This window comes from Myroides fluvii (assembly GCF_009792295.1).
Classification (GTDB): domain Bacteria; phylum Bacteroidota; class Bacteroidia; order Flavobacteriales; family Flavobacteriaceae; genus Flavobacterium; species Flavobacterium fluvii_A.
Genome location: NZ_CP039934.1, coordinates 1,285,092 through 1,308,373, shown reverse-complemented (window position 1 = coordinate 1,308,373; position 23,282 = coordinate 1,285,092). Strand labels below are relative to the sequence as shown.

18 protein-coding genes are annotated in these 23,282 nt (G+C 37.2%); 12 read left to right on the top strand and 6 right to left on the bottom strand.

Annotated elements, in window-relative coordinates; all coding sequences use genetic code 11:
* The first annotated feature begins 14 nt into the window (after positions 1-14).
* From FBR08_RS06030 to FBR08_RS06020, 3 genes are all read left to right on the top strand, one after another.
* Entirely contained in the window at positions 15-2,315 is a 2,301-nt protein-coding gene (locus FBR08_RS06030) for a penicillin-binding protein 1A (RefSeq protein ID WP_158961897.1), read from the top strand.
* A gap of 67 nt (positions 2,316-2,382) precedes the next feature.
* A complete protein-coding gene (locus FBR08_RS06025; RefSeq protein ID WP_158961896.1) occupies positions 2,383-3,084 on the top strand; it encodes a CoA transferase subunit A in 702 nt (233 codons plus the stop codon).
* A 21-nt stretch (positions 3,085-3,105) separates the two neighbouring features.
* Positions 3,106-3,762 carry a 3-oxoacid CoA-transferase subunit B gene (locus tag FBR08_RS06020; RefSeq protein WP_158961895.1) on the top strand — a complete coding sequence of 219 codons (657 nt, stop codon included), beginning with the start codon at positions 3,106-3,108 and terminating at the stop codon, positions 3,760-3,762.
* Between the two features lie 30 nt (positions 3,763-3,792).
* Here FBR08_RS06020 and FBR08_RS06015 read toward each other — a convergent pair whose 3' ends face one another.
* On the bottom strand, positions 3,793-4,587 hold the full coding sequence (locus FBR08_RS06015; protein ID WP_158961894.1) for an NAD(P)H-binding protein: 795 nt from the start codon (positions 4,585-4,587) through the stop codon (positions 3,793-3,795).
* A gap of 94 nt (positions 4,588-4,681) precedes the next feature.
* Here FBR08_RS06015 and FBR08_RS06010 point away from each other — a divergent pair, with 94 nt between their 5' ends.
* On the top strand, positions 4,682-5,950 hold the full coding sequence (locus tag FBR08_RS06010) for an alkaline phosphatase family protein (RefSeq protein WP_158961893.1): 1,269 nt from the start codon (positions 4,682-4,684) through the stop codon (positions 5,948-5,950).
* Positions 5,951-6,003: 53 nt separating this feature from the next.
* Here the strand turns inward: FBR08_RS06010 and FBR08_RS06005 are convergent, their stop codons facing one another.
* The 4 genes from FBR08_RS06005 to FBR08_RS05990 all read right to left on the bottom strand — a co-directional run bounded on the left by FBR08_RS06005 (position 6,004) and on the right by FBR08_RS05990 (position 10,094).
* Positions 6,004-6,777 (bottom strand): porin family protein, encoded by a 774-nt coding sequence (locus FBR08_RS06005; protein WP_158961892.1) that lies wholly within the window; start codon positions 6,775-6,777, stop codon positions 6,004-6,006.
* Between the two features lie 15 nt (positions 6,778-6,792).
* Positions 6,793-7,920: a PCMD domain-containing protein gene (locus FBR08_RS06000; RefSeq protein ID WP_233266260.1), complete on the bottom strand. Its 1,128-nt coding sequence runs from the start codon at positions 7,918-7,920 to the stop codon at positions 6,793-6,795.
* A gap of 283 nt (positions 7,921-8,203) precedes the next feature.
* Positions 8,204-9,022, bottom strand: a complete 819-nt coding sequence (locus FBR08_RS05995; protein ID WP_158961891.1) for a porin family protein — start codon at positions 9,020-9,022, stop codon at positions 8,204-8,206.
* Positions 9,009-10,094: a PCMD domain-containing protein gene (locus FBR08_RS05990; protein ID WP_158961890.1), complete on the bottom strand. Its 1,086-nt coding sequence runs from the start codon at positions 10,092-10,094 to the stop codon at positions 9,009-9,011. Before FBR08_RS05990 ends, FBR08_RS05995 begins: the two co-directional genes overlap by 14 nt.
* Positions 10,095-10,360: 266 nt before the next feature.
* Between FBR08_RS05990 and porZ the strand changes: the two genes are divergently transcribed.
* The 7 genes from porZ (at position 10,361) to FBR08_RS05955 (ending at position 20,019) form a co-directional block, all read left to right on the top strand.
* Entirely contained in the window at positions 10,361-12,685 is a 2,325-nt protein-coding gene (gene porZ, locus FBR08_RS05985; protein ID WP_158961889.1) for a type IX secretion system anionic LPS delivery protein PorZ, read from the top strand.
* Positions 12,685-13,398 carry a DNA repair protein RecO gene (recO, locus tag FBR08_RS05980; RefSeq protein ID WP_158961888.1) on the top strand — a complete coding sequence of 238 codons (714 nt, stop codon included), beginning with the start codon at positions 12,685-12,687 and terminating at the stop codon, positions 13,396-13,398. The genes porZ and recO overlap by 1 nt, the downstream gene beginning before the upstream one ends.
* Positions 13,399-13,859: 461 nt before the next feature.
* Positions 13,860-17,264: an isoleucine--tRNA ligase gene (gene ileS, locus FBR08_RS05975; protein ID WP_158961887.1), complete on the top strand. Its 3,405-nt coding sequence runs from the start codon at positions 13,860-13,862 to the stop codon at positions 17,262-17,264.
* Between the two features lie 10 nt (positions 17,265-17,274).
* Positions 17,275-17,661, top strand: a complete 387-nt coding sequence (locus FBR08_RS05970; RefSeq protein ID WP_158961886.1) for a TraR/DksA family transcriptional regulator — start codon at positions 17,275-17,277, stop codon at positions 17,659-17,661.
* Between the two features lie 84 nt (positions 17,662-17,745).
* A complete protein-coding gene (locus FBR08_RS05965) occupies positions 17,746-18,339 on the top strand; it encodes a lipoprotein signal peptidase (RefSeq protein WP_158961885.1) in 594 nt (197 codons plus the stop codon).
* Between the two features lie 167 nt (positions 18,340-18,506).
* On the top strand, positions 18,507-19,463 hold the full coding sequence (locus FBR08_RS05960; RefSeq protein WP_158961884.1) for a succinylglutamate desuccinylase/aspartoacylase family protein: 957 nt from the start codon (positions 18,507-18,509) through the stop codon (positions 19,461-19,463).
* Positions 19,456-20,019 carry a 5-formyltetrahydrofolate cyclo-ligase gene (locus FBR08_RS05955; RefSeq protein ID WP_158961883.1) on the top strand — a complete coding sequence of 188 codons (564 nt, stop codon included), beginning with the start codon at positions 19,456-19,458 and terminating at the stop codon, positions 20,017-20,019. Before FBR08_RS05960 ends, FBR08_RS05955 begins: the two co-directional genes overlap by 8 nt.
* A gap of 62 nt (positions 20,020-20,081) precedes the next feature.
* Here FBR08_RS05955 and FBR08_RS05950 read toward each other — a convergent pair whose 3' ends face one another.
* A complete protein-coding gene (locus FBR08_RS05950) occupies positions 20,082-21,854 on the bottom strand; it encodes a helix-turn-helix domain-containing protein (protein WP_158961882.1) in 1,773 nt (590 codons plus the stop codon).
* A 294-nt stretch (positions 21,855-22,148) separates the two neighbouring features.
* Here FBR08_RS05950 and FBR08_RS05945 point away from each other — a divergent pair, with 294 nt between their 5' ends.
* Entirely contained in the window at positions 22,149-22,742 is a 594-nt protein-coding gene (locus FBR08_RS05945) for a hypothetical protein (RefSeq protein ID WP_158961881.1), read from the top strand.
* The last annotated feature ends 540 nt before the right edge of the window (positions 22,743-23,282 follow it).

Here is a 23,282-nt window from a genome sequence, read left to right as displayed (position 1 = left end):
TTTTTTAAAGTTGTATGAAAAACAAAAAACAAACGAATAAAAATGTCACAGACTTCAAAAAGTATGTATCTGCTTTTTGGATGGCCTTTTTGGGCTTAGGTGTGGCTGTTGTATTATTTTTCCTATGTGCTTCTTGGGGAGTTTTTGGGGCAATGCCAACCTTTGATGAGTTGGAAAATCCATCAAGTAATGTGGCAACCGAAATTATCTCTTCGGATGGTAAGACCATTGGAAAATTTTATTTAGAAAATCGCGTTCCAGTAAAGTATGAGGACTTACCTCCTCATCTGGTACAGGCCTTAATTGCAACGGAAGATGAGCGTTTTTATGGACACTCGGGTATTGATGCTAGAGGAACTTTACGCGCCGTGACTTCAGTGGGAAGTAGCGGTGGGGCAAGTACAATTACACAACAGTTGGCTAAATTGTTGTTTCACGGAGAAGGATCTCGAAACCTAGCTAAGCGTATTGCGCAAAAAGCAAAAGAATGGGTTATCGCTGTGAAATTAGAACGTCAATATACCAAGGAGGAAATCTTGACGATGTACTTAAATAAAGCTGATTTTGTCAATAATGCGGTTGGAATTCGTTCGGCAGCTAAAGTGTATTTAGGAAAAGAACCGAAAGATTTAACCATTGATGAAGCAGCGATGTTGGTGGGTATGCTTCAAAATCCTGCCTACTACAATCCAGTACGCAGACCCGAATTAGTGCAAAAAAGACGTAATGTTGTCTTGCATCAAATGGCAAAGAACGAATTCATTACCAAAGAAGAAAGCCTTCGCATGCAAGAGCTTCCTTTATCTTTACACTTTACACCTGAAAGTCATAGAGAGGGAATTGCAACATATTTCAGAGAGTACTTACGCGATTATATGCGACGTTGGGTGAAAGAAAACCCGAAAAAAGACGGAACGACTTACGATATTTATAGAGATGGATTGAAAATTTATGTTTCAATCGATTCTCGCATGCAAAAATACGCAGAAGAAGCGGTACAAGAACACATCAGTAATTTACAAGAAGAGTTCTTCATTTCGCAAAAAAGCAATAAGAATGCCCCGTTCTACAATATTACGGATAAGGAAACGGAAGCGATTATCAATCGCGCGATGAAAACATCAGAACGTTGGCGTCAGATGAAAGAACAAGGGAAGTCCGATGAGGAAATCTTGAATTCTTTCAAAGTAAAAACAGAAATGCGCATTTTCTCTTGGAAAGGAGAAATCGATACAGTGATGACACCGAGAGATTCTATTGTCTATTACAAGCATTTCTTACAAACGGGATTGATGTCTATGGAACCGCAAACGGGTCATATTAAGGCTTGGGTTGGTGGAATCAACTACAAACATTTCCAATACGATCACGTGGGTCAAGGAGCAAGACAAGTCGGTTCGGTATTTAAGCCATTTGTCTATGCAACAGCTATTGAACAATTGCATTATTCGCCTTGTGATTCGATTATTGACTCTCCATTTACGATGCCGAAAGGGAGATATGGAATTAGTCAAGATTGGTCACCTCAAAACTCAAATAGAAGTTATAAGGGAATCATGACGCTAAAACAAGCGTTAGCAGGATCAGTGAATACCGTTACGGCTAAGTTAATGGATAAAGTAGGGCCAAAAGCTGTAGTGAATATGACAAGAGACCTAGGAGTGTCTTCTGATATTCCACAAACTCCTGCAATTGCACTTGGTGCGGTTGATATTACCGTAAGTGATATGGTAGCGGCTTACAGTACGTTTGCCAACCAAGGAATTTACGTAAAACCAGTGTTTGTTACTCGAATTGAAGATAAAAACGGAGTAATCTTATTTAATGCTGTTCCAGAAACAAAAGATGTATTGAGTAAGGATGTTGCCTATACGGTAGTAAAATTACTTGAAGGGGTAACTGAAAGTGGTTCTGGGGTGCGTTTGAGAACGACGTGGCAAGGGCCAGGATACAAACGCGTGACGGGGCATCCGTATAAATTTACAAATCCAATTGCTGGTAAAACCGGAACGACACAGAATAATAGTGATGGATGGTTTATCGGAATGGTTCCAAACCTTGCAACAGGTGTTTGGGTGGGTAATGATGATCGTGCAGCTCACTTTAAAGCCATGTTATATGGACAAGGAGCAACTATGGCTTTACCTGTTTGGGGCTTGTTTATGAATAAGTGTTATGCTGATAAAACACTACACGTTTCTAAATCAGCTTTCGAGGTTCCTGAAGGATTGTCTATCCGAGTTGATTGTACGAAGATTGTACAAGAAGCAGAAACAGAAGACACCGAACTAGACACAAATGAATTTGATTTCTAATATTGAAAACGCCTTTTTTTAAAGGCGTTTTTTTTATACTTTAGAGCAGTTAATTAAACCAAAGATTATGATAAACAAAAAAGTAGCCAATGTTCAGGAAGCATTAGCTGATGTTCAAGATAATATGACGATAATGCTTGGTGGTTTTGGATTGTGTGGAATACCTGAAAACTCAATCGCAGAGCTTGTTCGCAAGAATACAAAAGGCTTAACGTGTATTTCTAATAATGCCGGTGTAGATGATTTTGGTCTAGGTTTGTTGTTGCAAAAACACCAAATTGACAAGATGATTTCATCTTATGTTGGTGAAAATGCAGAGTTTGAACGTCAAATGCTATCTGGAGAACTCAATGTAGAGTTAACTCCACAAGGAACTTTAGCAGAAAAATGTAGAGCTGCTAAGATGGGAATTCCCGCTTTCTTCACTCCAGCAGGGTATGGAACAGAAGTAGCCGAAGGAAAAGAAGTACGTGTTTTTAATGGAAAACCTCATATCTTAGAAGAAGCTTTTGATGCGGATTTTGCTATTGTAAAAGCATGGAAAGGCGATGAAGCAGGGAACTTAATCTTTAAAGGAACAGCGAGAAACTTTAATGAATGTATGGCAGGTGCTGGAAAAATTACGGTTGCTGAGGTAGAGGAATTAGTACCTATTGGAACATTAGATCCCAACGAAATTCACGTGCCTGGTATTTTTGTAAAACGTATTTTTCAAGGAGAAAAATACGAAAAGAGAATTGAGCAGCGCACTGTTCGTCAAAGAAAGTAACCAACCGTTTAAAGAGAAATTATGTTAGATAAAGTAGGTATTGCAAAGCGAATTGCAAAAGAATTACAAGATGGATTTTTTGTAAACCTAGGGATTGGAATTCCAACACTTGTGGCTAATTATGTACCAGAAGGAATGAATGTTGATTTTCAAAGTGAAAATGGCGTTTTAGGAATGGGTCCATTCCCTTTTGAAGGAGATGAAGATGCGGACTTAATTAACGCAGGAAAACAAACGATAACCACCTTACCAGGGGCATCCTTCTTTGATTCGTCAACGAGTTTTGGAATGATCAGAGGAAAACACGTGGATTTAACTATTTTAGGTGCGATGGAAGTTTCTGAAAAAGGAGATATCGCCAACTGGAAAATTCCAGGAAAAATGGTAAAAGGAATGGGTGGAGCAATGGATTTAGTTGCTTCAGCAGAAAATATTATTGTAGCGATGATGCACGTGAATAAAGCAGGTGAATCGAAAATCTTAAAAGCATGTTCGTTGCCGTTAACAGGTGTAGGATGTGTGAAAAAGATTGTGACGGAACTTGCTGTGCTAGAGGTTACACCTAATGGAATGAAATTGTTAGAAAGAGCTCCAGGTGTTTCTGTAGAAGATATTATCAAAGCAACAGAAGTAGAGCTAATTATTGAAGGAGATATTCCTGAAATGATACTAGATTAAATAAAAAAGGAGGTTTCAAACCTCCTTTTTTTATAGCTTTTCGTAGGGGATTCCCGTTTGTTGTACAATCTTATTTCCCGTAATCTTGCGATGCGTCTTTCTGTCGTTTTCTCCTAATGGAGGTAAAATTAAATCAAGCTCTTCCGCCTCTTGTGTATAATAATCTAAGCGATTCTTGTAATGAGGAGATACCAAATTGTATACCTCATTCGCTGTAAAACCTTGTGCAATTATAGCTGCTGTAAATTGGACGATGTCGCGAATGTGAATCATATTAACGGGCAAATCAGGGTTATCTAGGATACCGCGATTGATGATATAGCGCACGGGTTTTCGATCAGGACCGAATAGTCCACCTAAACGCAAAATACAGCTCGTAATTCCACGCGCTTGGAGTAATACTTGCTCCGCGGCTAAAATCTGCTTGCTCGTCGGATCATTGCTATAGGCTATACTTTGTTCTGTTACTTCTTGTTCGTCAGGTGCATAAACCGAAACAGAGCTCATCATGATGACCTGTTGTACGCCATGTTGTTGAAGGTATGGGACTAATCGCTCAAAACTACGAGCGTACAAATCGCTTTCTTCTCCTCGTATGGGTGGAATAGTAATCACAACTAAATCTAAGTTTGTTAGGAAAGCACGGAGCTGTGCTTCGTCTAAATCTTGTAAGTTTACAAGATAAGGATCGATGCCTGCAGCTTCTAATTCGGGTATTTTAGCCTCACTTGTTGTAGATCCTTTAACGTTGTACTGTTTATCTTGAAGGTGTTGATTGAGGTGTAAACCCAACCAACCACAACCTAATATGCCTATCGTTTTCATCTGGCTTATTTTTTAATTAAATGCTAAAAGTAAACAATTCCTTTGTGGGAGTGAATTTATCTAGTGATATTTGAAATTATAAATTTCAGTAAACATGAAAAAATTAGCATTATCCATCATGACTTTATTTCTTGTAGGAGGAAGTTTTTCCTTACAAGCTCAAGAAATAGAAAAGCAAATGGTGATAGAAGAAAGAAAAAATGATCCTAAAAAGGAAGAAAGTCCCTATGTTATTTTGGTTTCCTTGGATGGTTTTCGCTATGATTATATTGAAAAACACAAGGCACAATTTTTAGCCAAATTTGCAGATTTAGGAACGAAAGCAGCATCGCTGATTCCTTCGTATCCTTCGGTTACCTTTCCCAATCATTATTCTATTGTAACAGGAATGTATCCTGGACATCACGGTTTAGTAGGGAATACCATGTATGATCGTACCACTGAGGATCGTTACTCTTTAGGTAATGCCAAAGCCGTAACCAATGCAAAATGGTATGGTGGTACACCATTATGGGTGTTAGCTGAGCAACAAGGGATGTTGAGTGCTTGTTACTATTGGCCAGGATCTGAGGCGCCGATTCAAAAAGTATTGCCCACTTATTATTATAAATATTCAGAAAAATCGGATATCGATAGTCGTTTAGTGCAAGTGAAAGAGTGGTTGAAATTACCAGCGGAAAAACGACCACATTTTATTACGTTCTACATGCCAGATGTGGATCATGCAGGTCACCAGTTTGGCCCAGATGCTGAAGAAACAACGAAAGCAGTACAGTATGTGGATGAGGCGATGGAAAAATTGTATACGTTGGTTCAAGATTCTGGTTTACCCATTAATTTGATTATCGTATCCGATCATGGTATGTTGAAATTGGATCAGAAAACCCTATTAAAATTGCCTTTTGAAGTTGATGAAAAGGAAATGGCAGTGGCTTCTAATGGAACGTACGTAAGTTTATTTATCAAAGATTCGAAAAAGATAAAATCATGGTATGATAAAATCAAAAAATCCATCGATCCTCAATTGATGGAGGTGCATTTGAAAGATGATTTACCTCAAGAATATCATTTCGGATCGAAAGATGATCGTTATAATCGAGTAGGAGATATCGTTCTTACTGCAAATGCTCCGTATTACTTTACGAATAGACCTTTGGCAGGTAGTCATGGTTTTGACCCCGCAAAAGTGAAAGAAATGCATGCACTATTTATGGCTGTTGGTCCGAATATCAAAGTGAAAAATACAATAGAATCTTTTGAGAATGTACACATCTATCCAATGATTGCTGAGATCTTAGGATTGTCTGTTGATGAAAAGGAAATAGATGGAACGAAAGAAGTTGCTAAACATGTATTGAAGTAATCTAAATATAATAGAATAAAAAACTCGATCTAATTGATCGAGTTTTTTGTTTTTTAGAACTGATAACCAAAACCTAAGTTGAGGTATATGTTGTGCATGGTAAAGGAAATGGCTTCAAAATCTCGATCTAAAAGGCTGTTGAAACCATAGGTTGCATCCGCAAATAAGAAAAAGTTTTGATTGAGTTTCCACGCTGCTCCAATTTGTGTTCCCCATTGAAACTTATTCACTTGATTGGAGAAGTCGTAATCTGCTTTTTTCCCGTCTTCAAATATTAATTTTTGTCCAGTAGGATCGGTTTGTCTCAAGTAACCCTCGTATACATACCCATCAAAAGAGCGGTCGATGGCAGTAGCAAAATACAATCCTCCATATACATTCCATTGGTCGTTGATGTTGTAGGTAGCAAGAATAGGAACAGTTAAATACGTATTGCGTATTTCGGTTTTCACATCTCCTGTAAAGTGCCCCTTAACATAAGCACCATTGTAGTTAATTTCGGTTACGTAATCCTTTACTCTGGCATCGGTTTTCATCCCTTTTCCTTCTACCCGAACTCCCAAACGAACTCCCCATTTGTGTTCATCTGATAACCACTTGGTTATATTGGCTTCCATTCCCAACTGTAAAGTTGGATTGTAGCTTTTTACTTTGCGAATTTCACGAGGTAAACCTAAGGGAGCCCCCCCTCCAATACTAAATTGAGAGCGAACTTGATAGGTGGTATTGTGATTGAAAAAATGTTGGTTTTTTGGTTCTTTTTGTTGTGCAAAAGTAGATAGGCCTAAAGAAAATACCAATAGGGCATAGCTATATTTTATACTCATTTTCATCTAGTTAAATTAGTTATTTAAAATTTCAACTTCATCAATATATAGGGTGCTTCCAATAGCTCCATTGAACAAACTACCTTCTTCACTAGAGGAGAAAACAATAGCTAGTTTGTATTTCTTTTTGCTGTCATATTGTTTGCCCTCAACATAAGTAAAGGGTATTTCAAATAGAGTCCAAGTATTCGTTTCCTTTTTCAATGTCTCTGGCACACGCGCTATTGAAACGATTTTCTCATCGACGAAATCGTGATCACCGTATAAGAAGTCATTGGTGTCAGCTTCAAAAAGAATGGCATAGGCATCCCAACGGTCCTCTTTTAATTTATTTTTTTCTTTGTTGTTTACTTGGAATTCTTTCCCCTTGGTGTACTTGAAGAATCCTCTAAAAACAGTAGGTTCATAGTTGAAATTGTAACCGAATTTAGTTCCCTTTAAGGGTTTTGAAACAGCAGTAGTTAAGTCAAAATCACCCAAAAATAAATTTCCTGCGGCTAAAGGACTACCCATTATAGGACCTAGTGGTTCTGTGGATAAAGTCGTTAGTTTGATACCGTGACCAATAAAGCCATCTTGCGTTACTGACGTAGGAAAATCACTCGGTTTTTTGGGATTGTCCGGATTTCCGTCAGTCAAAACATAGCCAGGATTTCCACTCGCCCAATCAAATAGTTTTACTTCATTTCCGTCTTTATCTACCCCCATTTCATAAATGGTGTGGTAATAGTCTGCTTCATAGAAACCACCAACTTTTTCTCTGAAGGTTTCGAAGTGGTAAATAGTAGAAATTTCTGCATTGATAAATTCTACGGTGTACATCTTACTCCAATTTTGACTTTCAGAAGTAACGCGATACGTTAACGGACCTTGACTGAAATCACGAACAGTTCCCTGGGCTGGAACAATAGTAGCTCCTTTCGTTAAGGTGAATTCAGGAGCAACTTGGGTTAAATCTAACGATTTTGATACTCTGAACGTTATCTTGTCATTGGAGATCGTAGGTGCCGATAATAAAAATTCGGAACTGATGCTTGCCGTTTCAATATCAGCTTCAGCATTTAATGCTTCATCTTTGATACAAGATGAAAAAAATAACCCCATCAAAAGGGTTAAAAGAAAAAAGTATGTATTTCTCATCATTGAAATTAGTGTTTATTCATGTTTTAATCATGTAATCATAACAATTACAAAACCTTGTTTCTGCAAAATTACGCTATAATGTTGAGAATACGCGTTTTCTGCTTTTTGCATCGTTGTATTGGGATTTTTAGTACTTAAAATGAATAAAAACCTTGAATTATTTTACTAGTATTAAGATAATACGCCTTTTTATTACTAAAAGGCAGTTGAGGCTAGGAACAAAAAAAAGACTATAGTCGATGAACTATAGTCTGTAGGTAAAAAATGAGAGCGTACGGTGTTTTTAAAATTGATAACCAAATCCAAAATTTAAATAAATGCTGTACATGTTAAAGGTAATGGCTTCAAAGTCTTTTTTAAATAGACCATTGAGTCCCCAATTTAAGTCGGAGAATAAGCGCAATTGACTGTTAACTTTATATTCAAAGCCCACTTCGGCTCCCCATTGAAAGCGATTTAAATCGGAGGAAAAATCGTATTCTCCTTTGGCATCTCCTTCAAACTCAACGGGTGTTCCTATGGGATTACCTTCACGTAATACCCCTTCGTATACATAACCTGTAAAATCTCCATCAATGAGGCCTGATAAGTAGAAACCGCCGTAAACGTTCCATTTCTCGTTGACACTATAAATAGCGAGCACGGGGAAAGTGATGTAGGAGTTTTTCATTTTTGTTTTTACATTACCTGTAAAATAACCTTTGGTCTGTTTGCCTTCTTCCCCGTCAATTTGCGTATAGTAGTTTTTTACGCGGGCATCTGTTTTCATGCCGCGGCCTTCAAAGCGCAATCCCGTTCGAATTCCCCAAGTTTGATCATCGGATAGCCATTTGGTTGCGTTAACCTCAAGTCCCAATTGCAACGTAGGATTGTAGCTGTTGATTTCTCTAATTTGCGCTGGTATTCCCAGCGGTGTGCTTCCGCCAAGACTAAATTGTGCACGGGCTTGATAGGCTGTATTTTGTGTAAAAAACGCCGTAAAAGATGAGGCATTTGTCGGCTCAGCTGTTGAGGTATCTACGGCTTGTGCCCATGTGCTGTTGGGTAAGATAAACAAGCTCACCAACAGAAAATATAAAGGTATAATTTTATTCTTTTTCATAAACTAACTCTATTTCGTCAACTAAAAGTGTACTTCCTATAGCTCCTTTAAACAGAGCACCATCAATACTCGATGTCATCACAAGGGCAATCATATAATCTTTGTTTGGATCATAGGTTTTGCCAGGAATTAATTCAAATGGAATCGAAAACGTACTCCAAGTAGTTGTTTCCTTTCGATTTTGTTCTGAAATACGGGCAATAGCAACATTGCGAGGGTCGGAAAAATTGTGATCTCCGGTTAAATAATTGTCTTTTTTCTGTAATTCAAAGATAATAGCATAGACATCAAAAGAATCTTTGGCACCTGGTACTTCATTAAAATCTTCATCTGTTACAACTTTTCCAGCCGTGTATTTATAGACACCTCTTAACGTTTGAGGTAAAACTCCAGCATACGGAAGTCCAAAACGAGTGGATTTTAGCGTATTAAATGGATTGAGTTTGAATTGACCCAAAAACAAGTTCCCTGCAGCGATAGGATTTCCCGTTGCCGCTGCAAAATTGGAGGTATATACGGTTTGCATTTTAACGGCTAAGCCTCCTTTGCGGCCTGGTGCTATTGTGGTGGGATAAGCCTCTGCAGGAGTAGTACCAGCAATGGTTGCATAGCCCTGGTTGCCGCTGTCCCAATCGTATATTTTTTCTCCGTTGGAGCTAATTTCATAAAAGCGATAGTAACGATCTCGATCGGTTAATTCTGCATTGTTGAAATCGTAATACGTACTCAATTCATCACTAGTAAAACTAACCAAGTATTTCTTTTGCCAGCGTTTATCTTGGGCTGTGATGGTGACTTCTTGTGCTGTTGAGAAATTTCTCGTTACTCCATTGGGAGGATCCATCGTCGCATTGGGTGAAATAATAAAAAATGGCGACTGATGCTCTAAGTCTATATTTGATTTAACCCTAAACTCAACAGATGTATTGGTGATAATGGGATCCATTTTCAGGTATTCGCTTGAAATATAAGCTTCTAATATGTCGGCATTTGTATCTAATTCTTCCTCTTTGATACAACTGCTACACAGGAGGCTAAGTCCTAGTAAATATAGAGAAAGCGTGTGTTTCATAAACGTATTTTATTAATTAATGACATAATTGTAACTTCCTTGTTAAATGAAATGATTTTATGTTAAGTTTTTCTATGATGGAAGGTAGTGCATTTTTGCTTAGCTCAAACTTTTAGTACTTGTTTTTTTAAGACTTGTTGTCGAAAATTGATCGAGTTGTTTTAAAATCAAAGCGTTGCGTTTAGCGTAAGGATAAACCAAAAATAAAAGAAGGCGCGAATATTTCTTTTGATAATAGTATATTTGCTTGATTGTAAATCGTCTGTATGAAAACAAAGCCTTTCGTTTATTTGTTGCTTTTATTGGTTACGAGTTTGAGCGCTCAGGATAATCACAAGTGGAATAGTTATTTCTCTTATACCGAAGTAGTGGCGCTTGCCAAAGGACGCGATGTTGTTTTTGGGGCAACTCCTTCGGCTTTGTTGCGTTTTTCTGTAAATCAGCATACAATAGAAGTTTACAATTCAATCAGTGGATTAAAAACCAGTACAATTACAGCACTTCATTTTAGTGAGGTTCATCAAAAATTATTAATAGGAAATGAGGATGGAAGTTTATTGGTTTTTGATCTGAGAAATGATCGTATACGCACGATATCTGATATTAAAAATAAGCCTTCTTTACAGGTTTTTGAGCGTAGAATTAATGCTTTTTTAGAAGTAAAAGGACAGGTGTATATAGCAACTAATTACGGAATTAGCGCATTTAATTTAAATGATAATACGTTTGGTGATAGTTACTATATCGGTGAAAATGGCAAGAATAGCGTAGTAAAGGATTTAGTTGCGACCAATCGCGATCTATTGGCCATTACAGCAGAAGGGATTAAGCAAATTACATTGGAGAATCCGAATAAAGTGGACTTTAGACAGTGGAAGAATTGGGAAAGTCAAACCAAATGGGAGCATGGTTATGCGATAGGAGATACGGTTTTCTTGAGTGCAAAAGAGGAAGCAACGGTTTATCAATTGGTTCAACCCAATCAAGTAGTTGCTGTTGTTGATGTAAATCAGCCGATTGTTCAATTTAATGTAAATGAATTAGGACAATTAATGATTATTACTGCTAGCCAAGCTTTGACACTTCAAGCAGGAAATCAATTGACAACAACGATTCAACACGGAAATTTGACTGATGCAGTAGAGGTCAAAGGGGTATACTATTTTGCTAGTAGTTCGGCAGGGCTTTTTCAACAAACTCAAACAGGGACTAAGGAATCTCTTTCACCAGAAGGACCAGAATCTAATCGCGTGTTTTCGCTCTTAGCCACACGCGAAGGAACGTGGTTTATCAGTGGGGGGTATGACAAAAACACATATAACCCTTATGTGCCAACTTTAGCGGCTAAAGGATTGAGTTATTTCAGCAAGAAAAACGGATGGCAATTCCTTCCTTTTGGAGCCTTGAAGGAGGCACGTGCACTGACGTACGCAACGCTGAATCCCAAAAACAACAAAGAACTTTATGTAGGATCGTATCATTCGGGACTCTTGCAGATTAAGTGGAAGAACACTAACATCCAAGAGAGTGATGTGGTTTTGTTTAATCACGAGAATACAGGTACAACAGGATTGGAAAATATGGAAATTGACCCCAGTGACCCTACCTTTCCTTCTGGCTATGCAACGGTCCGCGTGAATGGCGTTGTGTTTGACAAACAAGGAAAATTATGGGTGACAAATAATTTCGTGTCCAGTGCCTTAAAAACGATGGATGCCAATCAAAAATGGCAGTCTTACTATTCGACCTATGGCATGTTTGATTATAAACGCGGGAATTATGGACGTTTAGTAATCGATAAAAACGAAACGAAGTGGATTCCTTCGCTACAAGATGGATTAACTGCATTTAATGAAACAAAAAATAACCGCTTGGCTAGCTTAAACGTGGATTTAGGAAACCTTCCTTCGGATAATGTTAGCGCCTTAGCTTTAGATAAAAACAACCAATTGTGGATTGGAACGGATAAAGGATTGCGTGTGATTCAAAATGTCAATCAATTCTTACAGACGACTAGTTTGAAACCCACTAATATTGTAATTGAAGAAAACGGAATTGCAGAAGAGCTATTCTATCAACAGTATATTACTAAAATTGAGGTAGATGGAGCCAATCAAAAATGGGTTGCAATTGCCGATGCGGGCGTGTTTTTAGTTTCCTCAAACGCCAAGAAAATTCTGTTTCATTTTACCAAAGAAAATTCGCCCTTACCTAGTAATACAATCAATGATATTGCCACAGATCCTTTGTCAGGGGAAGTGTTCTTTGCTACTGATTTAGGGGTGGTTTCTTTTATGGGCAATACCTCTGAAGGGCAAGAGACCAATAGTTCTTTTTATGCCTACCCTAATCCCGTTCGTCCAGAATTTTTAGGAGAAGTTCGCATCGTAGGTTTGATGGATCGATCGGTGGTGAAAATTGCGGATATTGAAGGAAATCTCGTCTTTGAAACGACGTCAAATGGAGGAACAGTCGTTTGGGATACGCACGCATTTAATGGTAAAAAAGTTGCTTCAGGGGTGTATTTGATTATGGTATCTTCGGCTGATAACACCAATACTAAGGTTAAAAAACTGATGATTATTCGTTAATGGTTATACAGACAAAAGCCATTGTCTTACAGGCTGTAAAATATCAAGATAAAAGTCTTATTGTAAGATGCTTAACTAAAGAAGTAGGGGTGCAATCTTTCTTTGTTCGCAATGCTTTTTCAAAAGGGAAAAACGCAGCTAAAATAGCCTATTTTCAACCGTTGATGTTATTGGATATCAACTTTACCTTTAAAAATAAAGGGGGAATGGAATATTTTAAAGAAGTCAAGGTAGATCAAGTATACCAAAGTTTATATTATGATTTCTCTAAAAATAGTATCGCTATTTTTGTAAGTGAAATGTTGAGTATGATTGTCAGTGAGCAAGAGCGCGATGAACAGTTTTACGACTTTATAGAGGCTGCTTTATTGTGGTTAGATACCCATGAGGAAACAGCAAATTTTCATTTGTTGCTTTTAGTGGAACTAACCAAGTATATCGGGTTTTATCCAGATTCTTCTGCTATCGCATGTCATTATTTTGATTTACTTGAGGGATGTTTTACCAATGTGCATTCGTCCAGCTGTTTAGATGGTGAGGAAACGTTTCTCTTGAAGCGTTTGCTAGAGTTAGGATTTGATTCTGATCAGAAAATATTTTCATCCCGTGATAGAAAAACATTATTGGCCATTTTAATGAAATACTATGAAGCGCACTTCACAGCGTTTAAAAAACCAAAATCCCTGGAGGTCTTGAAGGAAGTATTTTCGTGAGGTTTATCTCATTTAGTTTATATTTTTTATTGGTATTCGATGAATCTACGCTACGCTACGATTTGCCCTTTGTGTTATCTCACCATCACACCATCACACCATCACACCCTCTCACCCTCTCACCACCTCACCATCACATCATCACACCATCACACCCTCTCACCCTCTCACCCTCTCACCACCTCACCATCACATCATCTCACCATCACATCCTCTCACCACCTCACCACCTCACCATCACACCCTCTCACCCTCTCACCCTCTCACCATCACACCATCACACCCTCACATCATCTCACCCTCTCACCCTCTCACCCTCTCACCAAAAAAACAACCATCCAATCTCACATAAAACAAAAAACAGTTAATTTTCACTCTTTTTAGTAGTAATTATTTGGTACATAATTAAATGAAAATGCGTAAATTCGCGAAATTGATTAAAAAATATTATAACAATAACGATGAGCACTAAATTTACAGAATATAAGAATCTTGACATGTCAGGGGTAGCATCAGAGATGCTAGAGTTTTGGAAGGAACAATCAATATTCGAGAAAAGTATTAGTACGAGAGAGGATAATAAGCCTTTTGTATTTTTTGAAGGTCCCCCTTCAGCTAATGGAAAACCGGGTATTCACCACGTAATGGCTCGTACGATTAAAGATATTTTTTGTCGATATAAAACACAAAAGGGATTTCAAGTAAAGCGTAAAGCAGGGTGGGATACACATGGATTACCTGTAGAGCTTGGAACAGAGAAAGAACTGGGAATTACGAAAGAAGATATCGGGGTAAAGATTACCATCGAAGAATATAATCAGGCTTGTAAGCGCACAGTAATGCGCTATACAGATTTGTGGAATGAGTTGACAGAACAAATGGGATACTGGGTGGATATGAATGACCCTTATGTAACCTATAAGCCGAAGTATATGGAATCGGTATGGTGGTTGTTGAAACAGATTTACGATAAAAACTTATTGTACAAAGGATATACCATTCAACCGTACTCTCCAAAAGCTGGGACAGGTTTATCTTCTCATGAAATTAACCAGCCAGGTGCATACAAAGATGTAACAGATACTACAATTGTAGCTCAGTTTAAGGCAATAGATGAAACATTACCTGCCTTTTTACAAGGTTTAGGAACAATTCATTTCTTGGCGTGGACTACAACACCGTGGACGTTACCATCGAATACAGCCTTAACTGTTGGACCTAAAATTGATTATGTGGTTGTTAAATCATTTAATCAATATACGGGCGAAGCAATTCAAGTGGTGTTGGGTAAACCTTTAGTTGGAAAACAATTTGCAGGGAAATTTGTAGCAGTTGAAACAGAAGAAGAGTTACAAGCGTACCAAGAAGGCGATAAAAAAATTCCATATTTGATCGTTAAGGATTTTAAAGGAGCTGATTTAGTTGGTATTAAGTACGAACAATTATTACCGTATACTTTGCCTTATCAAAACCCAGAAAATGCATTTAGAGTAATTGCTGGAGATTTCGTGACAACAGAAGACGGTACAGGAATTGTACATACGGCACCTACTTTTGGAGCAGATGACGCGAAGGTTGCTAAAGAAGCAACACCAGAAGTTCCGGCTATGTTAATCTTAGATGCTGAAGGGAATGCTGTTCCGTTAGTGGATTTACAAGGTCGTTTTGTAAAAGAAATGGGCGAAGAGCTAGGTGGAAAATACGTGAAGAATGAGTATTATGACGAAGGAACTGCACCAGAGCGCTCTGTAGACGTAGAGATTGCAATTAAATTAAAAGAAGAAAATAAAGCATTCAAAGTAGAAAAATACGTGCACAGTTATCCACATTGTTGGAGAACAAATAAACCCGTGTTGTACTATCCGTTAGATTCGTGGTTTATCAAAATCACAGAAGTGAAAGATCGTATGTTCGAATTGAATGAAACGATTAACTGGAAACCAAAAGCAACAGGAGAAGGACGTTTCGGAAACTGGTTGAAAAATGCCAATGACTGGAACTTATCTCGTTCTCGTTATTGGGGAATTCCATTGCCAATCTGGAGAACAGAGGATAAAACAGAAGAACTCATCATTGGTTCAGTAGAGCAAATGATGGCTGAAATCGCTAAATCACAACAAGCAGGTTTCCAACAAACAAATCCATATGAAGGCTTTGTAGTGGGAGATATGTCAGAAGAGAATTACGACAAAATTGACTTGCACAAAAATGTAGTGGATGCAATTGTTTTGGTTTCTCCAACAGGTAAACCCATGTATCGCGAATCTGATTTGATTGACGTATGGTTTGATTCTGGAGCAATGCCTTACGCACAATGGCACTATCCATTTGAAAATAAAGAATTAGTGGATCAAAATGGCGCTTATCCTGCCGATTTTATTGCAGAAGGAGTAGACCAAACACGTGGTTGGTTCTATACCCTCCACGCAATTGCTACGTTGGTGTTTGATACAAAAGCATATAATAACGTAGTGTCAAATGGATTGGTATTAGACAAGAATGGTTTGAAAATGTCTAAGAGTTTAGGTAATACCATCGATCCCTTTGAAACCTTGACAGAGCATGGTCCTGATGCTACGCGTTGGTATATGATTTCCAATGCAAACCCTTGGGATAACTTGAAGTTCGACTTAGAGGGAATTACAGAGGTAAGAAGAAAATTCTTTGGTACGCTATATAATACCTATAATTTCTTTGCGTTATATGCTAATATTGATGGATTTAAATACGCAGAGGCTGAGGTTCCTGTTCAAGATAGACCTGAAATTGATCGTTGGATTTTGTCTGAACTAAATACATTGGTAAAGAAAGTAGATGAATTTTATTCAGAATATGAGCCTACACGTGCAGCAAGAGCAATTACAGAGTTTGTAACAGAAAACTTGAGTAATTGGTATGTGCGTTTATGCCGTAGAAGATTCTGGAAGGGAGAATACGCACAAGATAAAATCGCCGCTTATCAAACCTTGTATACGTGTTTGATGACTATCTCGAAATTAGGTGCGCCAATTGCTCCATTCTTTATGGATAAACTTTACAGAGACTTAACATTAGCAACGAATTCAGAGCATTTTGAATCCGTACATTTGGCTGATTTCCCGAAATATGATGCTTCATTAGTAGATGCTGGTTTAGAAAGCAGAATGCACAAAGCGCAGATTATTTCTTCTTTAGTTTTATCGCTTCGCAAGAAAGAGATGATTAAAGTACGTCAACCGCTACAGCGTATTATGATACCTATTTTGGATGAAAATCAGCGCTTAGAGATTCAAGCGGTTGAAGATTTGATCAAAGCGGAGGTAAACGTAAAAGAAATTGAGCTGTTAGATGATGCATCAGGTATCTTAGTGAAGCAAATAAAACCTAATTTTAAGACATTAGGACCTCGTTTTGGAAAAGATATGGGCTTGATTGCTAAGGAAATACAAAATTTCACACAAGATAACATCACTGAGATTGAGAAAAACGGTGAAATACTTTTAAAATTAACTGAAAAAAGTATTATATTAACACTTTCGGACGTAGAGGTAACTTCTCAAGATATTGAAGGGTGGTTAGTGGCTAATGAAGGGGGAATTACTGTTGCGCTAGATATTACAATTACAGAACAATTGCGCAAAGAGGGAATTGCCAGAGAGTTAGTAAACCGCATTCAAAATATTCGTAAAGACTCGGGGTTCGAAGTAACAGACAAAGTAAAAGTTACATTGCAAGATGTAGTAGAAATAAGAGAAGCTGTTTTGGCCAATGAAGATTATATTAAATCTGAAACATTAACTCATACATTAGAATTTGTAGACACGTTAGAAAACGGAATAGATGTAGAGTTTGATGAGCTGAAAACGCGAGTATTAATTTTAAAATAAAATTAAAATTATGAAAGAGACTGGCGAATTAGTACGTTATTCTGACGCAGAGTTGGCAGAATTCAAAGAGTTGATTCAAACTAAAATTGAAAAAGCACAAGCTGATTTGGAATTAATCAAAAGTGCATATATGAATGATTTAAACAATGGTACTGATGATACATCACCTACGTTTAAAGCATTTGAGGAAGGCAGTGAAACAATGTCCAAAGAAGCAAATTCTCAATTGGCTATTCGTCAAGAAAAGTTCATTCGAGATTTGAAAAATGCTTTAATCCGCATTGAAAACAAAACCTATGGCTTGTGTAAAGTGACGGGTAAATTAATCGATAAAGAACGATTAAAATTAGTTCCGCACGCTACAATGAGCATAGAAGCAAAAAATATGCAACGTTAAATCAAATGGAAGCGCTCTTTTTCGTAAAGGAGCGCTTTTTTTATCACCTAAAATCGTTTACATTTGCTTCTAAAATAGAAGAGAATGTCACTAAAGAAAGCCTATTTATTAGCTGCTATAATTTTAATTATCGACCAATGGTCAAAAATTTACATCAAAACGAATTTTTTATTAGATGAAGAAATTTTTGTTTTTGATTGGTTTAGAATTCACTTTATAGAAAATGAAGGAATGGCTTGGGGAGTTGCACTTCCTGGTGACTATGGAAAGTTAGCGTTGACTTTGTTTCGAATCATTGCTGTATTCGGTATAGGATGGTGGTTACAAGATTCGGTGAAGAAAAAGCTTTCCAATTACCTTATTATTGCGATATCTTTGATTTTAGCTGGTGCAGTAGGTAATATTATCGATTCTATTTTCTATGGTGTTATTTTTGACGATAGCACACATCAATTGGCAACGTTGTTTACAGATAAACCCTACGGAACTCTTTTTCACGGTAAAGTAGTAGACATGCTTTATTTTCCGATTTGGAAAGGAACCTTGCCTGAATGGTTACCTATTTGGGGAGGGAAGTACTTCACGTTTTTCAATGCAATCTTCAATTTTGCAGATACGGCTATTTCGGTGGGCGTAGGTATCTTAATTGTTTGGAATAAGCGAATTTTTAAAAATTAACTTATAGTTTTTCACTAGTTGTTGTTCTGTTAGCTTCGTGTCAATTTACGCTTTCTCTTTTTATGCAAAAAAAAAGGTGTTTATACAGAGATAATGAACAAAAAAGCAACCCACAAAAAAGCAACTCACAAATTTCACTATCTTCACTTCTCGAAAAAATGCGAGCTATGAAAATATTAGAGGAAGTTATTTTGCCTGGTGAGAGCAAGACACTACACTTGGAGATTGCGAGATTACACACGGCAACTAAACTGAAAATCCCAGTAATTATTTCGCGTGCCTTAGAGGAGGGACCTACCATACTTTTTTCGGCAGGTTTACATGGCGATGAGCTTAATGGGGTGGATATTGTGCGTCAAATTGTACATCAGGGTTTAAATCGCCCTAAAAGAGGGACGATTATCTGTATCCCAGTCATTAATATCTTTGGATTTATTAATAAAACGCGCGAGTTTCCCGATGGGAGAGATTTGAATCGCGTATTTCCTGGTAGTAAAACAGGCTCTTTAGCAGGGCGTTTTGCTTATCATATCCTAACCCATATTATTCCACATGTCGATTTTGTCATTGACTTCCACGCAGGAGGACAAAGTCGATTTAATGCTCCTCAGTTGCGTATTGCAACAGATGACAAGGAAACTCTCGAGCCTTTAGCGGCTATATTTCATCCGCCCTTTTTGTTGTATTCCAATCAAATTACGGGGTCTTTTCGAAGCGCTTGCGCCAAAAGAGGGGTGAAAATGCTCCTGTTTGAAGGTGGAAAATCGCTGGATATTAACGCAGAAGTATCCAAAATGGGCGTAGAAGGAACAAAGCGTTTTCTCCGTCATTTTGATATGTTACCCGAGAAGGTGGAAGTTGAAAATCGAAACGATAAAATGGTTGTCGTCAGCCAATCAGTCTGGGTGAGAGCCAAGCAATCGGGATTGATGCACGATCAAGTCGCTGTTGGGACCTTTATCCGAAAAGGCGAAGCATTAGCTTATATTTCCGATCCGTATGGAAGAGAAAATGTAATGATTAAAGCACCCAATAGTGGATATGTTATTAATGTGAATGATTCGCCAATTGTTTATCAAGGCGATGCTATTTTTCATTTGTCAAAAAAAATTACCAATGAATAAAACGCTATTACGTCAAAAGTATAGTCAAGCTCGTGAAGCCATCACGGCAGAACAAGCGGATGACAAGAGTTTGGCAATCGCCAATCAGTGCTTGCGCTTGCCTATTTGGGACAAGTCTAACTACCATTTGTTTTTATCTATTGTCAAGAAAAAAGAGATTAATACAGACTACCTGATGCAGGTATTAGCCGGAAAAGATAAAAATATCGTGTTGTCTAAATCCGATTTCAAAACAGGCGATATGTTGCATTTCTTACTGACGGATAATACGGTATTGCGTGTGAATAGTTACGGCATTCCTGAGCCACAAGAGGGCATTCAAATCCGAGAATCTCAGCTAGATGTTGTATTTGTTCCCTTGCTAGCATTTGATGAAAAAGGCAATAGAGTAGGATATGGCAAAGGCTTTTATGATCGATTTTTACAACAATGTCAACCCGATGTTATTAAAGTAGGGCTCAGTTTTTTTGAGGCAGAACCTTTGATAGAAGACGTCTCACCACTTGATATCGCCTTAGATTACTGTGTTACACCAACGAAAATATACAAATTTTAAATACGATAAAAAGCCCTTAGAATTGTTTTCTAGGGGCTTTTCTCTTTAGATATTGTTCTGTTTTAGTGGGATGGTTGCTGATCCATCTCTTTAAAATCCTGATCTTGTTGCCTCATCTTTATAAAATCGGTGACAGAAATCTTCGTTATTTCTTTGAATGAATTGGAAAAACTCTTGGAGCTGCCAAAACCAAATTCATCTGCTAGTCCTGTTAAGTTTAGCAAGTGAAGTTTGGGATTATAGGTCAATTCACGTACTGCATATTGAACGCGAAGGCGCTTGAGGTAATCCGAAAAATTGATATTCTTCTCTTCATTAAAAAATTTAGACAAAGTATTGCGATTTGTACCAAATTGACGCGCCAATTCATCTTGTGTGATCTTTTGTAAAAAACCTTTTCGATGTTCAAAATCTTCTAGTTTTTTGAAGAGTATTTGACTGGTATTTAGTAGTTGACCAGCTTCTGGTACGCCGACTAAGAAGGGTTGTTCCTCTTTAGTGGTAGGTGTAATTTGTTGTAATTGTTTCTGTTTTTCTGATGATTCAGCGATCAAATGGGTGTACTGTATTTTTAATTTTTTCTGTTTTGTCTGATAGTAGAGTAGCCCTAGAAAAACAACAAAGAGTAAGACTGTGACAATGCCGTATAATCCCTTGACTTGGGACTTACTTTTGGATAATTCGTATTCTAATTTTTGTTGAGAAGCCTCCAACTTTTTTGTGTCTAAATGCGTGTGCATATAGGAGCTTAATTTGCTGTTGTTTTTGTGAAGTTCAGATGATAGCTCCATGAGCAGCTTCGTGTAGTACAGCTCTTTTTCTATGTTGTGCTTGTCTTGATAATAGGTAATGAGATAGTGAAAGGCCTCGCTCAATTCTGTGTTGACAAATTTTGTGTCTAGATAAAGCCCCTCAATTTTTTCAAAGTAAGGCAACGCTTTGTCCCGATGATTGGTTTCCCAGGCATTCTTTCCTAAGTAGAGGTAAGCGAGATTTTCATTGCCATAGTCATCATTCGCTTTGATCGGGTGTAAGGCTCTCTGAATAAGAGAGTCTGAAGCGCGATAATCCTTCATTCGATTATGATACATGCCATTGATTAAATCAAAATAGGCCGTTTCCAGTTTCTTATCTCTTGGAAGCAACTGATGGATGGCTTTATAACCTTCTTGCATCCATTTTTTTAAGGAATCATTTTTTTGTTGACGAAAGTTAGTTTTACATAAAGCAAAGATGTTTGTAATGTATCCGCGTAAATTATTATAGGCATTTGTTGAATCGTGAAGTTGACTTTGATAGTAGGTTAAGGCTTCCCTCGTGACTTGCTCCGACTTGTCATATTCTTCTAAGTGATAGTAAATAGCAGAAATAGAGCCTTTAACCTTATTTAAGGTATAATCATCTTGAGCTTTTTTGAGATAGTCTTCCGCATTTAAACTATATTCTAATGCTTTTTTATAATTTTTATTGATATACTCAATATGACTTTTAGTACTAAAGGCCGAGCCTATTATCTGAGTATCCTTTAACGCTGTGGCATATTGGAGTAAACTATCTGCATATAGGGTCATTACAGTATAATCTTTAGCTAAGGATGTTTTTTTTCGATATGCCCGAATAACATCTTCAGTACTATTTGTCTCTTTGGCTTTTTGAAGGTAAAATTCAACACAAATTTCTCGATCAGTATCACTGAGCAAATCATTGTTGATGCTGAATGCTAATTCCTGTAGTGTCCAATTCTTGTAATCTGTATTGCGTTGCGCATATAAAGACCCAGAAAAAAAATAACCAAGTAGTAAAAAGATAAATGTCCAGCGTTTGTTTAAAAACATGGTGTGAGTTTTTGAAGGTGTTTTCTTAAAGTTAATGCTTTTTGTGTAATTTATAAAGCATTGATTATCATTATTTTTACAATTTTTCCTTTTGATGACAATTTTTCCTTTTGTTGTTTTTTATACTTGTAATAAGCTAAAAATCAGCAATGTTTGCAAAAGGTTTGACGTTGTTTACAATCTATCTCTTCTATATGGATCGAAAACTTGCTCTTTTTTTTTCAACGCGCTAAGTTTGCTTTCAGAATCACAAGTCAATGTGAATTAAAAAACATGTATTAAAACCGCAAAACTATGAAAAAGATTTATATCTGTGCAGTATTAGGAATGATGTTTGCCTCATGTAGTTCAGAAGAAGAAACTACAAACAATGTTGTTGGTAAGGAGTATAGCGTTAACGAAGTTGTACCGACTGATTGGATGGATGTGATGGAGGAGATTCAACTCACATGTGTAGATGTCGCTAGCTATAAGGATGTAAATGGATTGATAGATGAAGTAGAAAGTATAGCATTGTCGAATAGTAGTTTTAAAACGTTGTATAGTGTAAACTACGACTCACCAGTTGAGGGAGAAGTTAGCTATGTGATGCAGACAGAAGAGGAAGATGTGATTGATAAAATGAATTATTCCACTACGGCAAAACAATATTTAAAAGAGTTGATCGTAGAAAAGAAGACTTGGAGTGTTCAACCGGATCAAAATAAGAATTTGTCTAAAAGTGAAATTCACTTGTTGAATGGATTACTAGATAAACACGATCCCGATGATGATTGGAACAAAAATAAACCTTTGGCGGTGGCATATGGATACCAAAGCAGTATTGGAAAAGCAATCGTTATGGGGGTAATAGTAAGTGAATTTGAAAAAGTAAATAAGATTAAATAGTGTTGTTTCTATTGAGCTAGTAGTCCGGAATACTGTTCAGAAACAAAAAAAGTAAAAAATACAAAGAAGAGGGTACAGGACAGAAACGTAAATACTAATATCCTTAGAAAGTAAAAATAGTAATGGAACTTATAATTACCTATCGGTTTAAAATATTTGCAGTGTTATTGCTACTATGGGCAGGGATGAACTTTTGGGTGTTTCCACCAGCCTGGTTTTGGGTTGCTATTGTTTGTATGATTCTGGTTTTGGGGATCAGTGTTAAATTATTTAAGGCCAAACCTTAAGTTTAATGCGATAATCAGGATTTTGACAAATAAGGCAAAATAGTTAGCTTTATCTTTTTAGACAGTTAAAAATTAAAGGAGTTATATCCATTATAATTGATTAATTTAAATGGGAAAAAGGGTGTTCAATTTGAACACCCTTTTTTGTGTAGTCACACCGCTATGTCTCGGCAGTAAATGAAGTATTTTTTCGAGATTCATTCTCCTTTTAGGAAAGCATCTTTTGTTGTCCTAATTTTAAACTTTATTTTTG

Bases quoted from the DNA above. Each gene is read 5' to 3' on its own strand.
- FBR08_RS06030 (WP_158961897.1), top strand. From the start codon at position 15: ATGAAAAACAAAAAACAAACGAATAAAAATGTCACAGACTTCAAAAAG.
- FBR08_RS06025 (WP_158961896.1), top strand. From the start codon at position 2,383: ATGATAAACAAAAAAGTAGCCAATGTTCAGGAAGCATTAGCTGATGTT.
- FBR08_RS06020 (WP_158961895.1), top strand. From the start codon at position 3,106: ATGTTAGATAAAGTAGGTATTGCAAAGCGAATTGCAAAAGAATTACAA.
- FBR08_RS06015 (WP_158961894.1), bottom strand. From the start codon at position 4,587: ATGAAAACGATAGGCATATTAGGTTGTGGTTGGTTGGGTTTACACCTC.
- FBR08_RS06010 (WP_158961893.1), top strand. From the start codon at position 4,682: ATGAAAAAATTAGCATTATCCATCATGACTTTATTTCTTGTAGGAGGA.
- FBR08_RS06005 (WP_158961892.1), bottom strand. From the start codon at position 6,777: ATGAGTATAAAATATAGCTATGCCCTATTGGTATTTTCTTTAGGCCTA.
- FBR08_RS06000 (WP_233266260.1), bottom strand. From the start codon at position 7,920: ATGATGAGAAATACATACTTTTTTCTTTTAACCCTTTTGATGGGGTTA.
- FBR08_RS05995 (WP_158961891.1), bottom strand. From the start codon at position 9,022: ATGAAAAAGAATAAAATTATACCTTTATATTTTCTGTTGGTGAGCTTG.
- FBR08_RS05990 (WP_158961890.1), bottom strand. From the start codon at position 10,094: ATGAAACACACGCTTTCTCTATATTTACTAGGACTTAGCCTCCTGTGT.
- porZ (WP_158961889.1), top strand. From the start codon at position 10,361: ATGAAAACAAAGCCTTTCGTTTATTTGTTGCTTTTATTGGTTACGAGT.
- recO (WP_158961888.1), top strand. From the start codon at position 12,685: ATGGTTATACAGACAAAAGCCATTGTCTTACAGGCTGTAAAATATCAA.
- ileS (WP_158961887.1), top strand. From the start codon at position 13,860: ATGAGCACTAAATTTACAGAATATAAGAATCTTGACATGTCAGGGGTA.
- FBR08_RS05970 (WP_158961886.1), top strand. From the start codon at position 17,275: ATGAAAGAGACTGGCGAATTAGTACGTTATTCTGACGCAGAGTTGGCA.
- FBR08_RS05965 (WP_158961885.1), top strand. From the start codon at position 17,746: ATGTCACTAAAGAAAGCCTATTTATTAGCTGCTATAATTTTAATTATC.
- FBR08_RS05960 (WP_158961884.1), top strand. From the start codon at position 18,507: ATGAAAATATTAGAGGAAGTTATTTTGCCTGGTGAGAGCAAGACACTA.
- FBR08_RS05955 (WP_158961883.1), top strand. From the start codon at position 19,456: ATGAATAAAACGCTATTACGTCAAAAGTATAGTCAAGCTCGTGAAGCC.
- FBR08_RS05950 (WP_158961882.1), bottom strand. From the start codon at position 21,854: ATGTTTTTAAACAAACGCTGGACATTTATCTTTTTACTACTTGGTTAT.
- FBR08_RS05945 (WP_158961881.1), top strand. From the start codon at position 22,149: ATGAAAAAGATTTATATCTGTGCAGTATTAGGAATGATGTTTGCCTCA.